The following is a 13,054-nucleotide window of genomic DNA, read 5'->3' as shown; positions in this document are numbered from 1 at the left end:
TGAAATGGGGCGAAAGTCTGTGGACTCTGTGTAAGACAGTACATGGTTTTTTAACTGTGGTATGCGACGGTGGTGGAAGCAGAAACTTAAATCGTGAGGTTTAGGAATCGCCGCACTTTTAGGGCGGCGAGGATGTCAAAATCAAGGTTCTAGATCTAATTGATGACAGTTCCTAATTTTTTGTGATATTATTATGAGGTAAGCCTTAAAAGCTAAAGACGATTAAACTTGCCGTAAAATTCGAGTAACACGAGCGTCCTTGCCTACTCGGTTATTAAAGGGAAACCTGAACCAGCAGTTGTTAGATCGAGAATATCCGTCCGCTTCAGGCGGGGATTATCAATGGTATTTACTAGATTTCGACTATGACATTTACTGAAACTCAAACAAGAAGATCCGTTCTCTCCCTTCGCCCCGGTCAATTTGTTGTTACGCCTTCGATTGATCAAATTGCCACTCGCGCCTTACGTTATCTAAACTCTGGTTTTTCCATTCATCTATGTGGTCCAGCAGGAACGGGAAAAACCACCTTGGCAATGCACCTGGCCAATTGTTTAGCCAGACCTGTGATGCTAATCTTTGGCGATGATGACTTTAGCAGTTCCGATTTAATTGGTAGCCAATCTGGTTATACCCATAAAAAGCTGACGGATAACTATATCCACAGCGTTCTCAAAGTTGAAGACGAGCTAAAACACAACTGGGTGGATTCTCGCTTAACAATGGCCTGTCGAGAGGGTTTTACCCTAGTTTATGATGAGTTCAATCGTTCTCGACCTGAGGTCAACAACGTTTTACTCTCTGCCTTGGAAGAAAAAATTCTCACCCTGCCACCCACTAGCCATCAACCCGATTACCTACAAGTCAATTCTCAATTTCGGGCAATTTTCACCTCCAACCCAGAAGAATATTGCGGGGTTCATGCTACCCAAGATGCTCTAATGGATCGGTTAGTAACCATTAATATGCCTGAACCAGATCAACTGACTCAGACCGAAATTCTTGCCAAAAAAACGGGGATTGGTCGAGATGATGCCTTATTTATTGTCAACCTCGTCAAAACCTTTCGTTTGAAAACCGAGGCTGAAAAAACTTCAGGTTTGCGCTCTTGTTTAATGATTGCTAAGGTCTGTGCCTCTCACGATATTGTGGCTAGCTCCTCTGATGCGGACTTCCGTGATATCTGCGCCGATGTTCTTTTGTCCCGCACGAACTTATCTATTGATAAGTCAAGAGCAATTTTATGGGAAATCCTCGACGACGATCTGGTAGAACCCCTATCCGTTGTAGAGGAAACGGAGCCTTCCGAGGGCCAAGCGTCAACTTCTGAGCCTTCGACAGGAAATCAATCCTTAAAAGCCATTCAATCTTTACTGCGAGGCAACTTGCCCCAGCGAAAAGACTAATTATATACTCTTATTGAGTGAAACCAACCGTGACTTCTTCCACTTTTGCTGGCTCGCTCAGAAACCAGTCAAACAACTCCCTAAAAACAGCAACTCAAGGTTCGAGTTTAGCGGATATACTCGAACGAGTTTTAGATAAAGGAATTGTGATTGCCGGCGATATTTCCGTTTCGATCGCCTCCACTGAACTTATAAATATCCGCATTCGCTTGTTAATTGCCTCTGTTGATAAAGCCAGGGAAATGGGAATCAACTGGTGGGAAGGTGATCCCTACCTCCATAGCCAATCCCAAGCTTTACTAGCAGAAAATCGGGAACTTTCACTCCGACTGCAAACCCTAGAAACTGAGCTTGAAACCTTAAAATCCTTAAACCAATCGAGTGCAATGGAGAGCCATGATACCAGTCCGAACGATGAAGCACATTCCTCAGATGCGTGAAATTCCTCACCTGAATCCTCAAAGGTTAGGAAATTTACACGAGACGATTGCCCCCCTTGATAAGGCCAGGGAAACTGCGATTAACAGCTTGCAAGGTTATCCCTACCTCCCTAGCCAAGGCCAAGCTTTATTCGCAGAAAACCTGGAACTTTCACGCCGACTTCAAACCTTAAAATCCTTAACCAAATGGAGTGTAATGGAGAGACGTGATGGCAGTCCCAACGATCAAGCACATTCCTCGTATATATTGAAATTCCTCAATTGAATCCTCAAACGGTCAAGAAGTTTACAGCAGTTAACGATTGCCTCTGTTGATAGAGCAAGGGAGATGGCAATTAATGGGTGGGCAAGCGACTTCTATCTCTATAGCCAATCCCAAGCCTTATTAACAGAAACCTCGGCAGCTAAACTTTAAGCCTTAAAATCCCTACCCCAATCGGGGGCAATCGAGGGCTACGATACCAGTTAAAATAATCAAGCACATTCCTCCTGTCGGGTAAATTCGTCACTAGAATCTTCACAGGGTGGCGGGAAGTTGACATTGCTTGGTTACATCATTTTTTCCCTCAGATAAAATTTCTTGGCCAAGCCCCCCACTAGAGACTCACCCTTAAGAACTCCTCATTTACCAACTCCAACCATGACACTTGCTTGCACACCTTACGATTCTGATAATCAAGCCTTGCTGACCAGTCCAGAAAGTAATAGCCAAGCCGGTTTAGCCCCTTTACTGTTAACTGTTGTGGAACTGGTACGCCAATTGCTCGAAGCCCAAATCATTCGCCGGATGGAAAAAGGGGTTCTCAGTGAGTCTGATTTAGATAGGGCTGCAGAAAGTATACAAAAATTGCAAGAACAAATTCTCCATTTGTGTGAAATTTTTGAGGTTGAGCCAGAAGATTTAAATGTCCACCTAGGAGAGTTTGGCACTCTTTTACCGGAAGCAGGGAGTTATTACCCGGGAGAGGAGGGTATTAAGCCTTCTGTGTTAGAATTAGTGGATAGACTTCTCAATACAGGAGTTGTTGTGGAAGGAAATGTTGATCTGGGTTTAGCTCAATTAGATCTAATTCATCTAAAGCTTCGTTTGGTTTTAACTTCTCAGCCAGTTTAATTTGGGAGAATACTGATGACAGTGGGTCTTTATTTATATGGCATATTTCCCGAACCAGTTCCTGACGGACTGGTTTTGCAGGGGATTGATAATGAGCCAGTTCACAGTGAGATGATTGATGGTTTTAGTTTTCTCTACTCCGCTGCTCATAAAGAGAAGTATTTGGCATCCCGTCGCTATTTAATTTGCCATGAAAAAGTATTAGAAACTGTCATGGAAGCAGGGTTTACAACGTTGTTGCCCCTGCGGTTTGGCTTAGTTATCAAAACCTGGGAATCTGTCACCGAACAACTAATTACTCCCTATAAAACCCAACTGAAAGAATTATTTGCTAAACTGTCAGGACAACGAGAGGTTAGCATTAAGATTTTTTGGGATAATCAGTGGGAATTACAAGCGGCTTTGGAGTCTAATCCTAAGTTAAAACAAGAACGGGATGCGATGATGGGGAAAAACTTAAATATGGAAGAAATTATCCATATAGGTCAACTCATTGAAGCCACTGTATTGCAACGGAAACAAGACATTATTCAAGTCTTTAGAGACCAATTAAATCATTGCGCCCAAGAGGTGATTGAAAGCGATCCGATGACGGATGACATGATTTACAATGCAGCTTATTTAATTCCCTGGGAGCAAGAGCCGGAATTTAGCCAAAACGTTGAAGCGATCGATCAGCAGTTTGGTGATCGCCTAAGGATTCGCTATAACAATTTAACTGCACCCTATACCTTTGCCCAACTTATCTAAGGAGATTATCAGTTATGTTTCTCGATCTTTTACTTCTTCCTGTTACCGGCCCTATTGGTGGTCTGATCTGGATTGGGGAAAAAATTCAAGAGCGTGCAGATATAGAATATGATGAGGCGGAAAATTTGCACAAATTATTATTATCCCTACAACTATCTTACGATATGGGTAATATTTCTGAGGAGGAGTTTGAAATTCGGGAAGAAGAACTTTTATTAAAAATTCAAGCCTTAGAAGAAGAGGCGGCAGAAAACGAAGCTGAATCTTCTCTCTAAAATTTTTCTATACTTCGCAGTTTCAGAACTGGCAATCTTTGCCACCAGATAGGTCATGAACAAAATCACAAACTGTAAGCTTAGTAAGGGCGGATTTGACAAGCTCAAGAACTCGTCGAAGCTTGGTCAGAACTAGCCCTTGGTTAAGCCTTAATATTCTAGGTAAAAAGTTTGGAAATTACTAGAATCATTAGAGGAGTGAGCAACAGTTTTGGGGGAATCAGGTTTTTTAGCTAAACTTAAACTAGGAGGATTGGCTGTACGCAAATTTTGAATACTTTGTTCTGTGGTCTCAATTTGCTCTGTCACAAACGTGAGACGATTTTTTAATTGCTGAATCTGCCGCTCCATCATTTCTAATTTTTCTTGGATACGTTGTTTTTCAGTAATTAACTTATAAAGCTCAAGTTGGTGATCTGCTTCGGATTGTTTCCGAGGCATGGTGCTAATTTTAGATCTAATTGGTCTGGGTGGACGAGTGGTTGTCATAACAATCCCTGAATAACTTAGAATATTCTAGCATATCAACGCCCCAATATAAAAACTTGTAAAAAATCGTCAATTTTCTTTCGGTCAACCCTATGAAATTGTACAATCTATATACTTACGCTTTTTTGAAAACCCCCATAGAAAGCCTAAAATTACCAGTTGGAATGGCTAACCCATTGTTACTGATAACTGGTGGAGATCTCTCGGTCGTAGTCGAACCCGAAGTTTGTTTAGACACTTTACAAAATGATGATGAACGCTTGATTCAATCCGTTTTATGTCACGATCGAGTCATCTGTGAATTATTTCAACAAACCACTATTTTACCCTTACGTTTTGGCACATCTTTTTTAGAGGCAGAAAATTTACTGACTCATCTTTGTTCTCATGCCCAAGAATATCAAGAAAAAATTGAAGAACTTGAGGGAAAAGGAGAATATCTTTTAAAATGTATTCCCCGTAAGCCAGAGGAGCCTGTACTCTCTTCTGAAAGCAAGGGCAGACAATATTTTTTAGCCAAAAAACAGCATTATGAAGCCCAACAGGATTTTTATACTTTGCAAGGTTCAGAATGGCAAAATCTCGGGCATTTAATCACCCAAAGCTATCCGTCAACGAAGATTATTACTGCTCCGGGGACAGAATCACGAATTTATCTTTTAGTTAATTTTCAAGAAGAACCTTTACTAATCGAGCAAGTCTTGCATTGGCAGAAAGCTTGCCCCCGTTGGGAATTACAATTAGGACAAGTTTCTCCCCCCTATCACTTTACTTAACTTGATTTCTCTATGACTAACTTTAACTTGGTAAATAACTCTCTAAGTTGCTATGACACTCGACATTTAGTTATGTTTAGTGGCAAAGGAGGAGTGGGAAAAACCACCCTTTCCTGTGGATTTGCTCGCCGTTGGGCTAAATTATTTCCCGAGGAACAAATCCTATTAATCTCAACCGATCCTGCTCATTCTTTAGGGGATGTATTGCAAACAGAAGTTAGCGATGAGGCATTACCTGTAAAAGACTTACCTAACTTAAAAGTTAGGGCATTAGATGCGGAAAAATTGCTCTTAGAATTTAAAGAAAAATACGGAAAATTTTTAGAAATTTTAGTAGAACGGGGCAGTTTTGTTGAAGGAGAAGACTTAACTCCCGTTTGGGATTTAGACTGGCCAGGTTTAGATGAAATCATGGGTCTATTAGAAATTCAACGATTACTAATAGAGAATGTTGTTGATCGAATTGTTGTTGATATGGCCCCCTCTGGTCATACCTTAAATTTATTGGAAATTAAAGACTTTTTAGAGATTATTCTCAATTCTTTAGAGTTGTTTCAAGAAAAACATCGTGTTATTTCGCAAACTTTTGCAAAAACCTACAATGCCGATGATGTGGATGGCTTTTTAGTCAAAACAAAATCAGAATTAACCGAAGGCAAACAACTCCTACAAAATAGGGATTTTACCCTTTGTTTAATTGTGGCAATTGCCGAACCGATGAGTTTATTAGAAACCGAACGATTACTCAATAGTTTGCATCACTTAAATATTCCCTGCGGCAGATTATTTATTAATCGCATTCTAACGGATCCTAATCAAAATTTAGATCGCTACAGTGAGCAACAGCAACTCCTCGATAAATTCCTAAAAATTCCAGGTCAAGAGACAATTTTCACCCTGCCCCAACAGGCAAAAGAACCTCTAGGAGGTGAAGCATTAGATCAGATCATGAGTCAAATTGAAATTATCGAAAAAGTAGAATTTATGGCCCCGCCTCCTATTCAATGGCCGCAAAAAATTCTGCCGAGTTTTAGTGATTTTATTGACGACAAACGCCAACTCATTATCATTGGTGGCAAGGGTGGAGTGGGAAAAACCACGGTTGCCGCGGCCATTGGTTGGGCGTTAGCTAATCGTCATCCCGATCAAAAAATTAGAATTATTTCTATTGATCCGGCTCATTCTTTGGGAGATGCCTTTGGGACAAAATTAGGACATCAATCCACACAATTAACTGCTAATTTAAGTGGTCAAGAAGTTGATGCTAATATCGTTTTAGAAAAATTTCGGGATGATTATTTATGGGAACTGGCAGAAATGATTAGTGGTGAAGGTAAGGAAGAAGGGAACATCAAACTAGCTTATACTCCAGAAGCTTGGCGACAAATTGTCGCTCAATCTCTGCCAGGAATTGATGAAATGTTGTCCCTAGTAAAAGTAATGGAGTTATTAGACCAGAAACAACAAGATTTGATTATTTTAGATACGGCTCCTACCGGTCATCTCCTGCGATTTTTGGAAATGCCAACGGCTTTAGGAGATTGGTTAAGTTGGATTTTTAAGCTTTGGATGAAGTATCAAGATGTCTTAGGGCGTGTAGATTTAATGGGACGATTGCGAATCTTAAGACAACAGGTGATGTCTGCCCAGAAAAAACTCAAAGACCCCCAACATACAGAATTTATTGGAGTTTTGCAAGCCCAAGATGCTATCGTTGCCGAACAACTGCGATTGACAGCATCTTTGAAAAAAAAGGGAGTCTATCAACGTTATGTCGTGCAGAATCGTTATCATGCTAATGAGGAAATTGATCGGGATTTATTCCCAGAGCAAACTTTGATCCGCTTAGCCAGTTTACCCCGGTCAGTAGAACCTTTAGCCCGGGTAAAAGCCGCGGCAGATCTGTTATTTTAAAGGTAATTAGTCTAATCAAGTCGGACTTCTTAACCTCATCTATTACCCAGTCCCCATCCTTCACTTGACTCAGGAGAAATTTTATGGTAGAACTATTCAAAGGCTTTGAGCAATTAGTCGAACTGGCTAAAACCTTAGAGGAAAAACTGGAAAAAGGGGAAATTAAAACCGAAGTGCAGTTTAACTCTCGTCCCTTGAGTAACATTCCCCGCGCTGGCGGTATTCCCCGTCCAGGGGGAGTTTATCGCCCGAACAATTCTGGTGGGGATGATTTTGAGGTGAATCGCAATCGCGATACCCCCAACGATTCAGGGGTTGAAGACAGTGTGACACCGCCCGAAGGACCGACCACGGCTTCCCTGAAGGATGTTGGTGGCTTGACGGAAGTGATTAAAGAACTCAAGGAACTAATTGCCATTCCCCTGAAGCGCCCTGACTTGTTGGCCAAGTTAGGACTTGAACCCACTCGCGGCGTTCTCTTAGTCGGCCCCCCTGGAACCGGTAAAACCCTGACTGCCCGTGCTTTGGCCGAAGAACTCGGTGTTAACTATATTGCCTTAGTCGGACCAGAGGTGATCAGCAAATATTATGGGGAGGCTGAGCAAAAACTGCGGGGAATTTTTGAGAAAGCCAGTAAGAATGCGCCTTGTATCGTTTTTATTGACGAAATTGATAGCATGGCACCCGATCGCAGTAAAGTTGAAGGGGAAGTAGAAAAAAGACTGGTGGCCCAATTGCTGGGTTTAATGGATGGCTTTGCCCAAAGTCAAGGGGTGATTGTTCTAGCGGCGACAAACCGTCCCGACCATCTTGACCCTGCCCTCCGTCGCCCTGGACGGTTTGACCGAGAAGTCCTCTTTCGGGTGCCTGACCGCAAGGGCCGTTTAGAAATCCTCCAAATTCTCACCCGTTCCATGCCCCTAGATGAATCAGTTTCCTTAGATATGATTGCCGATAATGCGGTGGGATTTGTCGGGTCAGATTTAAAAGCCGTTTGCCAGAAAGCGGCCTATAGTGCTTTGCGGCGGCAGGTTCCTACAATTGACTCGCGAATTCCAGAAACAATGACGGTGGTCCAAGCCGACTTTTTGCAAGCCCTGAAAGAGGTTAAACCGGCGGTGTTGCGGTCTGTGGAAGTGGAGTCTCCCCATGTGGACTGGGACAATATTGGCGGACTTGAACAGATTAAACAAACCCTACAGGAGTCCGTGGAAGGGGCATTACTCCATCCGCAATTATATACGCAAACCAAAGCCCAAGCTCCCAAAGGTATTTTACTTTGGGGTCCCCCTGGAACGGGAAAAACCTTATTGGCCAAAGCGGTTGCATCTCAGGCGCGAGCTAATTTTATCAGTATTAATGGACCTGAGCTTTTGAGTAAATGGGTGGGGGCGAGTGAACAGGCGGTGCGTGAGTTGTTTGCCAAAGCTCGTCAGGCAGCCCCTTGTGTGGTTTTTATTGATGAAATTGATACTTTGGCACCGGCAAGAGGTCGTTATAGTGGGGATTCAGGCGTGAGTGACCGGGTTGTGGGACAAATCCTCACCGAGTTAGATGGTTTGCAAACGGGGGCAACGATTTTAGTGATTGGAGCCACTAATCGCCCCGATGCCTTAGACCCAGCCTTATTGCGAGCGGGACGGTTGGATTTACAGTTAAAAGTTGATTTACCGAATGCCTCTAGTCGTTTAGCAATTCTGGGGGTTCATAATGATGAACGTCCTTTAGAGGATGTGGATTTAGGCTATTGGGCCGAGGCAACCGAAGGCTGGAATGGCGCAGATTTAGCGTTATTATGTAACCAAGCGGCACTGATGGCAATTCGTCGTTATCGCCATCAGGGAATGACTGACCCAACTGAGATTCGCATTACAACGGCTGATTTTAATCATGCTTACCAACTGTTGATTGAACAGCGTGCCAATTGATTTTTTTTCCCCCTTACTTAAAGTAAGGGGGGAGAATCTCAACTCAGGAAAACCATCCTAAAAAGAAAAATTTGCCAAAATGTCTGCATTGACTGTTTGTCTGCGATATTGTCTAGCTTTTCAGCGTTTTTTCCAGCTGGGCTACCCTTGCTTTCTGTTGCTTCAAATCGGCTAGTTGTTTTAGTAATTGTTCTCTGACTTCATAGCGATAGGCAAAAAAATGCTCACCTATCCCTAGGGTCGCTAGATACTCTTCTAGCAGACGGGGTTTGACCCAGGCAATCACTGCCAGTTGCCACCAGAAACGGAAGCGCGTCGGTCGGACAATCCCCTGCCGCCAGAGCAAGGAGCGGAACAATTGCCACTGTTGCCCATCTAATTTACGGTTCGATTTGCCGCGCCATCCCCCCATGATCATGAAATGGTTGAAGGTTCGTTTCAGGTAGTTAACAGGATCATAGATTTCCCAGAAAGCATCGATGTATTCTTCGGTAATCTCTTCCACCGGGCGAGTTGGCTCAAAGTTCATCATCGCTCCCTGATGGAAAGTACCCATGCCATCCACCAGACGACCTTCCTGTTGCAGGCGATTCCACAGGGCAGTATTTTGCAGTGCCTGGAGCAGGCTAAACTGCCCCTGGGGAATACTCGCCTCCATAATAAAATCTTTGATCCGCTGCCCTGCGCCTGGTTTCTCATTGTCAAAACCGATAATGAAGCCAGACATAATCTGCAGCCCCATGCGGGTAATTTTGTGACAGGATTCGATCAGGGATTGGCGGGTGTTTTGAACCTTGTTAATGCCCATTAAGCTATCGGTATCTGGTGTCTCAATCCCCATAAACACCAGCATAAAGCCGGCCTTGACCATTAGCTCAATCAGTTCACTGTCTTCGGCCAGATTAAGGGAAGCTTCCGTAATCAGTTTAAAGGGATACTGGTGTTGCTCCATCCAGGGGATCAACTCCCGCAGAAACACCTTGGCATTCCGCTTATTGCCAATGAAGTTGTCATCCACAACAAAAATGTAGCGCCTCCAGCCCAGTTGATATAACGTCTCCAACTCAGCCAACATTTGTTCTGGGGTTTTGGTGCGCGGTTTGCGGCCATAGAGGTTGATGATGTCACAAAATTCGCATTGAAAGGGGCAACCGCGAGAAAACTGCACGGTAATCGCCAGATAGGCATCCAGATCTAGTAAATCATAGCGGGCGATCGGTGTCATGGTTACATCTGGTTTCTCACTGGCTCTAAAGACACCACTCGGTTCACCCTGCTCCAGGGCCGCCAAGAACAGAGGGATTGTCAGTTCTCCTTCATCGAGAATCAGGTAATCTGCCCCAGCTTTTTGGGCAACTTCTGGATAGGAGGTGGGGTAAGGCCCGCCTACAGCCACTTTTTTACCCAACTGCAACCCTTTGGCAATCAATTCTTGAAAGTCCTTTTTCTGAATGATCATGGCGGAGATGATTACCAAATCGCACCACTCCCAATCCGAAGCCGTTTCCAATCGGACATTGCGATCAACAAACCGGATTTCCCAATCCGATGGCAATAGGGCCGCCACTGTAATTAAACCCAGGGGCGGATTAGTTGATCTTAAACCGGCTAGATCTAAAGTCTCTTGATAGGACCAAAAGGAGTTGGGCATCAGCGGCCATAGTAATAGGGCTTTCATTCAGGTGTCTCCAATGAAGAAGCTATATGCTTTACATACTAGCCAGAAAGCCCCAGTCGATCAAGACTGTTTTAACATCTTTTTTTACTAATAAATTAGTTCTAAATAAATCGTGAAAAAACAGCAATTTTATCGTGAAAAAACAGCAATTTTATCGAGATGACCACAATTAAATGAACGATGGTTGCTAAAAACTCGTGTTTTCCCATTTTTATCAACGCAATGTAGAGGCTGTTTGCCTCTTTTGGGTATTTTTGGGTAGGTTTGCTAAAAAATGCTGATTCTGAAAAACCCTCTTAAAATTCGTAAGCACCGAATAGTAAAAGTTGATTTTTAGTCCTAGAAAGTCTGTTTTATAGGTACAAAACAAGTTACTAGACATCTCGATCATGACTATTTTTGGTCAGATAAATATAAGCTTAATTACACTATTTTAACCGAACTAGACAAAAAATTGTCTCCTATTAATTTTCGTATTGATGACAAGCGAGAGGGAAAGACCAAGAAGGATGACTTGAGAGAAATGGTCAGGGAGGTGATGGAATGGGGGTAGTCCCCTCATACATAACTGGAGACAGGTGGATTTGTGGTATTATTTGGGTGATCGAATAGTTAAGGTTCCTATCTCTTGAGATTTAAGCAATATTTCTGATGCCAAAATTGCCAAGAAATTTATCATGACTCAACTACCAGAAAATATAGTTTATATCTCTTTAATTTGGGAAGATGAATAAATTAAATAACTTGTAATTATAGTCAGATTTATGACCAATATTAATTATATTCAGCCAGTTGTCCGATTAATTCTCCTCCCTTAGGAGAGGAACAATCTCGCAGATAGACAGTCAATCATCCTGGGGTGTGATTGTCTGGTTTTAACTAATTGCGGTAAAATTAACCTAAATTCTCTATCGGCAAATTCGATGACTTCCTTCACTACTTCCCTGGCTCTTTTAAGTCAATTTAAATTGGGAGATTTAAACCTAGAAAATCGTCTTGTGCTTGCTCCCATGACGCGAGCGCGAGCCGGAGAAAAACGTCTTGCTAATGAGATAATGGCCGAGTATTACCGACAAAGGGCCAGCGCGGGATTAATGATTACAGAAGCGACGGTAATTTCTCCCCAAGCTAACGGTTGGCAAAATACCCCCGGTATCTACACCGATGAACAAGCGCAAGCATGGCAAATGGTGACAAAAATCGCCCAAAGAAAAGGAACACCAATGTTTTGTCAATTGTGGCACTGTGGTCGCGCTTCTCATTCTAGTTTTCAGGAAAATGGGGCTTTACCCGTTGCCCCTTCCGCAATTAAGATTAAGGGGGAGTTGCATACACCCATCGGCAAACAGCCCTACGAGACCCCTAGAGCCTTAGAAACCGAGGAAATCCCCGCAATTGTCGCCGATTACCGTCAAGCCGCTCAGAGGGCAAAATTAGCGGGGTTTGATGGCATAGAAATTCACGGGGCTAATGGTTATTTAATCGATACTTTTCTACAATCGGCCACTAATCAGCGTCAGGATAAGTACGGAGGCAGTTTGGCAAATCGTTATCGTTTTTTGCAGGAAGTGGTCGAGGCAATTTTAACTGTTTTTCCCAGTCATCGAGTGGGGGTGCGTCTGTCTCCCAATGGAGTTTATAATGACATGGGTTCCGAGGATTTTCGAGAAACTTTTCTCTATATTGCCCAAAGATTAAATGAGTACAATTTAGCTTATTTGCATCTGCTAGATGGCTTGGCTTTTGGTTTTCATGAAAAGGGTCAACCGATGCTTTTATCCGAGTTTCGGGCTGTTTTTAATAGTGCATTAATCGGCAATTGTGGTTATACAAAAGAAACTGCTGAAGCCGCTATTCAGTTAGGAGACGCTGATTTAATTGCTTTCGGTCGCCCCTATATCAGTAATCCCGATTTGGTGGAAAGATTCGCCAATAATTGGCCCCTTAATCCCGATGCTGAGATGAAAGATTGGTATTCTTTTGACAAGGAAGGTTATATCGATTTTCCCAGTTATAAACCCTAGTTAAGTAGCTGGTTATAATTAAATTAAAAATGGATTTTAGGTTTGATCCCCCCTGCCCCCCTTGATAAGGGGGGTGCCGATAGGCGGGGGGATCTGAAAGTTTTTAATACCTACCTACTTAGGGTTTGCTGAATAAATGTGAAATGTAGGCAAAGTAAGGGTTTTGGGGCTTTTCTTCCGAAACAGGTGCAAGATTTTGAGAGAATCGTCGTTCAAAACCTTGCGTCTTCATCGGCCCGCGTTCTGTAGGGGCGAAGCAT

12 protein-coding genes are annotated in these 13,054 nt (G+C 42.9%); 10 read left to right on the top strand and 2 right to left on the bottom strand.

Annotation, left to right across the window (positions count from 1 at the left end; genetic code table 11):
- Positions 1–365: 365 nt before the first annotated feature.
- The 6 genes from gvpN to IM450_RS11480 all read left to right on the top strand — a co-directional run bounded on the left by gvpN (position 366) and on the right by IM450_RS11480 (position 3,985).
- On the top strand, positions 366–1,406 hold the full coding sequence (gvpN, locus tag IM450_RS11505; RefSeq protein WP_002803848.1) for a gas vesicle protein GvpN: 1,041 nt from the start codon (positions 366–368) through the stop codon (positions 1,404–1,406).
- A 29-nt stretch (positions 1,407–1,435) separates the two neighbouring features.
- Positions 1,436–1,846 carry a gas vesicle protein gene (locus tag IM450_RS11500; RefSeq protein ID WP_287658242.1) on the top strand — a complete coding sequence of 137 codons (411 nt, stop codon included), beginning with the start codon at positions 1,436–1,438 and terminating at the stop codon, positions 1,844–1,846.
- Positions 1,803–2,111, top strand: coding sequence for a hypothetical protein (locus IM450_RS11495; protein ID WP_002803843.1), 309 nt, complete (start codon positions 1,803–1,805; stop codon positions 2,109–2,111). Before IM450_RS11500 ends, IM450_RS11495 begins: the two co-directional genes overlap by 44 nt.
- Before the next feature lie 375 nt (positions 2,112–2,486).
- Entirely contained in the window at positions 2,487–2,960 is a 474-nt protein-coding gene (locus tag IM450_RS11490; RefSeq protein ID WP_002803841.1) for a gas vesicle protein K, read from the top strand.
- Positions 2,961–2,975: 15 nt separating this feature from the next.
- The gene (locus tag IM450_RS11485) at positions 2,976–3,710 is read left to right on the top strand and encodes a GvpL/GvpF family gas vesicle protein (protein ID WP_002803840.1); all 735 of its coding nucleotides are present in this window, start codon (positions 2,976–2,978) and stop codon (positions 3,708–3,710) included.
- 14 nt (positions 3,711–3,724) lie between these two features.
- Positions 3,725–3,985 (top strand): gas vesicle protein GvpG, encoded by a 261-nt coding sequence (locus tag IM450_RS11480; RefSeq protein ID WP_002803833.1) that lies wholly within the window; start codon positions 3,725–3,727, stop codon positions 3,983–3,985.
- 150 nt (positions 3,986–4,135) lie between these two features.
- On the opposite strand, the gene IM450_RS11475 is transcribed toward IM450_RS11480, so the two are convergent.
- The gene (locus IM450_RS11475) at positions 4,136–4,474 is read right to left on the bottom strand and encodes a gas vesicle protein (RefSeq protein WP_002803830.1); all 339 of its coding nucleotides are present in this window, start codon (positions 4,472–4,474) and stop codon (positions 4,136–4,138) included.
- Positions 4,475–4,566: 92 nt separating this feature from the next.
- Here IM450_RS11475 and IM450_RS11470 point away from each other — a divergent pair, with 92 nt between their 5' ends.
- From IM450_RS11470 to IM450_RS11460, 3 genes are all read left to right on the top strand, one after another.
- Positions 4,567–5,250, top strand: a complete 684-nt coding sequence (locus IM450_RS11470) for a GvpL/GvpF family gas vesicle protein (protein WP_287671034.1) — start codon at positions 4,567–4,569, stop codon at positions 5,248–5,250.
- Positions 5,251–5,262: 12 nt separating this feature from the next.
- The gene (locus tag IM450_RS11465) at positions 5,263–7,164 is read left to right on the top strand and encodes an ArsA family ATPase (RefSeq protein WP_287671032.1); all 1,902 of its coding nucleotides are present in this window, start codon (positions 5,263–5,265) and stop codon (positions 7,162–7,164) included.
- An 83-nt stretch (positions 7,165–7,247) separates the two neighbouring features.
- Complete coding sequence (locus tag IM450_RS11460) at positions 7,248–9,092, top strand: AAA family ATPase (protein ID WP_287671030.1); 1,845 nt, start codon at positions 7,248–7,250, stop codon at positions 9,090–9,092.
- A 112-nt stretch (positions 9,093–9,204) separates the two neighbouring features.
- Here IM450_RS11460 and IM450_RS11455 read toward each other — a convergent pair whose 3' ends face one another.
- Complete coding sequence (locus IM450_RS11455; RefSeq protein ID WP_287671028.1) at positions 9,205–10,770, bottom strand: B12-binding domain-containing radical SAM protein; 1,566 nt, start codon at positions 10,768–10,770, stop codon at positions 9,205–9,207.
- 923 nt (positions 10,771–11,693) lie between these two features.
- Between IM450_RS11455 and IM450_RS11445 the strand changes: the two genes are divergently transcribed.
- Positions 11,694–12,794, top strand: a complete 1,101-nt coding sequence (locus IM450_RS11445) for an alkene reductase (RefSeq protein ID WP_287671026.1) — start codon at positions 11,694–11,696, stop codon at positions 12,792–12,794.
- Positions 12,795–13,054 lie beyond the last annotated feature (260 nt).

The organism is Microcystis sp. M083S1, from assembly GCF_020246405.1.
GTDB classification, from domain to species: Bacteria; Cyanobacteriota; Cyanobacteriia; order Cyanobacteriales; family Microcystaceae; genus Microcystis; species Microcystis aeruginosa_C.
The sequence above is the reverse complement of the archived record's forward strand: the minus strand, read 5'-3'. Positions and strand labels throughout refer to the sequence as shown.

Bases quoted from the DNA above. Each gene is read 5' to 3' on its own strand.
- gvpN (WP_002803848.1), top strand. From the start codon at position 366: ATGACATTTACTGAAACTCAAACAAGAAGATCCGTTCTCTCCCTTCGC.
- IM450_RS11455 (WP_287671028.1), bottom strand. From the start codon at position 10,770: ATGAAAGCCCTATTACTATGGCCGCTGATGCCCAACTCCTTTTGGTCC.
- IM450_RS11445 (WP_287671026.1), top strand. From the start codon at position 11,694: ATGACTTCCTTCACTACTTCCCTGGCTCTTTTAAGTCAATTTAAATTG.
- IM450_RS11465 (WP_287671032.1), top strand. From the start codon at position 5,263: ATGACTAACTTTAACTTGGTAAATAACTCTCTAAGTTGCTATGACACT.
- IM450_RS11480 (WP_002803833.1), top strand. From the start codon at position 3,725: ATGTTTCTCGATCTTTTACTTCTTCCTGTTACCGGCCCTATTGGTGGT.
- IM450_RS11495 (WP_002803843.1), top strand. From the start codon at position 1,803: ATGATACCAGTCCGAACGATGAAGCACATTCCTCAGATGCGTGAAATT.
- IM450_RS11470 (WP_287671034.1), top strand. From the start codon at position 4,567: ATGAAATTGTACAATCTATATACTTACGCTTTTTTGAAAACCCCCATA.
- IM450_RS11475 (WP_002803830.1), bottom strand. From the start codon at position 4,474: ATGACAACCACTCGTCCACCCAGACCAATTAGATCTAAAATTAGCACC.
- IM450_RS11460 (WP_287671030.1), top strand. From the start codon at position 7,248: ATGGTAGAACTATTCAAAGGCTTTGAGCAATTAGTCGAACTGGCTAAA.
- IM450_RS11485 (WP_002803840.1), top strand. From the start codon at position 2,976: ATGACAGTGGGTCTTTATTTATATGGCATATTTCCCGAACCAGTTCCT.
- IM450_RS11490 (WP_002803841.1), top strand. From the start codon at position 2,487: ATGACACTTGCTTGCACACCTTACGATTCTGATAATCAAGCCTTGCTG.